Origin of the sequence: Rhizobium sp. 2YAF20 (assembly GCF_052114685.1) — a bacterium.
In the GTDB taxonomy this organism is placed as follows: domain Bacteria; phylum Pseudomonadota; class Alphaproteobacteria; order Rhizobiales; family Rhizobiaceae; genus Rhizobium.
This window is the reverse complement of sequence record NZ_JBFRFF010000113.1, coordinates 1-1,752: the sequence shown is the minus strand read 5'-3', so window position 1 is coordinate 1,752 and position 1,752 is coordinate 1. Positions and strand designations below refer to the sequence as shown.

Here is a 1,752-nt window from a genome sequence, read left to right as displayed (position 1 = left end):
TTGAATGGGCGGTCGGATGATCCATGCAGACCATAGCCAACATTCCACGAGTTGGGCCACCGAACATTTTCAATTCCCGTTGCCGTGGCGGCTTTGAATGAGGTCCATACGGTTTCTCCGTGGTTCCGAAAGAGAATACCCCCTGGCCCCATCCCTGGATAAAGAGCGACATGGAAGTCGAAGTCGAAATCAGCGGGTAAATCAGGACCAAACCAATATGACGGGCTTCGTCCCGGCTGCCTTCCGACGATGAGTGTCAAGGTTTGGTTCGGGCCGCGCAAACCAAGCCAGACAGGAGCGATAGCTTCTGGAGAATGGGCTGTGAACAGCGTCTGTTCCGGGGCCCAAGGCTTCGGGGCCGTTCTTCCCATGGCACGAAATTCGACAATCCTTCCGGGGTTGATCAATCCGGCRAAGAGAGGGTCAGATTTACCGACCTCAATTCGCTGCCATTCAGTAGAAGCATCGGTGGGTTTCGGTGGCCATTGCARCTGTTCCCGGGCAACGCCGTCCGTATCTAGCACCTGATATCTTAAGCCATCTTCATCGAGCGCCGCCTGGATACAGTGAAGATATTCAACGCCTTCAGGCATTCTGTGTGCCGTACCAGCTCCGGCCGTGCAAATCTGAAGCACTCCGCGATGCACCTGAACATCGTATGCGAGAATATGGCTGCAGACATAAGCGAAGGCGTTGGCATCCACCAAAATGTTCCAGAACTTGTCGGCATACTCATGGCCGATTTCGCGTTGGTAGGTTCCAGAAAAACCGTTGACCGGAAAAACCGGGTGGTGACCGAGTACGATTTTATATTTCGCGTCGGCATGCTGCTTGAGAGTTGCCTGTAGCCATCCGGTTTCGACGTGTCCCTCGCCACCGAGGCCGGTCCAAAGCGTATGGACGAAGACCATCAACAAGTCGTCGCGACGGACCCAATACGACAGCCCTTTCTGATCTGTCGGACCATTTTCRGGAAGCTGGAGSGTCTCCCTRAAAATGTCTTCGCTCATCKTGTCATATGCCGTGTGATTRCCGGTAGTRTGCCACATCGGCGTCTTCTGGCGATCMAGCCAGGCCATTTCCACGTCGATCCAGTGTTTCCACTGTGAGCGCAGAACTGCCGGGTCAGGCGTTAAACCGATGATTTCATCCCCRGGAAACAAGATGAACTCGGGCTGGGGGCTTAAGCGCTTCACGATTGCGTTTACATCTGCAAAAGTTTTCTCGTGCAAAGCGCCCGGAACGCCCGAACATGAATCTCCATACATTACGAACTGGTGGCCAGCCGACTTCGGAAGAAGTGCTGCAATAGGCTCAACTGTCATTGTTTACGTCTCTATTCCGGTTGAGAATTTAATTGACTGTAATTTTGGTGATCTCGAGATCGCGTGCGATCTGCCAGCAGTTGCGCCTATCCCCCGGCTTGTCGATTTCAGTGTTGGACGGTGGCACTATGCAGCCTTTTGAAATTTGTGCCGCGTCCCCCAAGATCGAACACAAATTTGACGGGTCGCCTCGATCAGAACGCCCGTCATCTGCCACTGGGCACTTCTACCTCCAAGCCGAGAGCGTGGACAATGACCGCCCAGGCGGATCGACCAAGTCTTGCGTCCGCTTCATCGCTGCCGCCATGCGCATGTAGCGAAGACCTTGGCGTTGTCTCTCCAGGGAGCAAAAGCCGATGTCCGGCGTCGGCGTCGCAGACCAATTCGGCGTCTTTCCCGAACATTTGCCGCTGCTGAAGAATGGAAC

1 protein-coding gene and 1 pseudogene are annotated in these 1,752 nt (G+C 54.4%); both read right to left on the bottom strand.

The window, feature by feature from the left end; all coding sequences use genetic code 11:
• Positions 1–1,325 (bottom strand): metallophosphoesterase family protein (locus tag AB4Z52_RS36110; RefSeq protein WP_442222597.1); only part of this gene is annotated, 1,325 nt, incomplete at its 3' end.
• Between the two features lie 206 nt (positions 1,326–1,531).
• Positions 1,532–1,752, bottom strand: a pseudogene (locus tag AB4Z52_RS36105) (hypothetical protein); the annotation flags it as partial.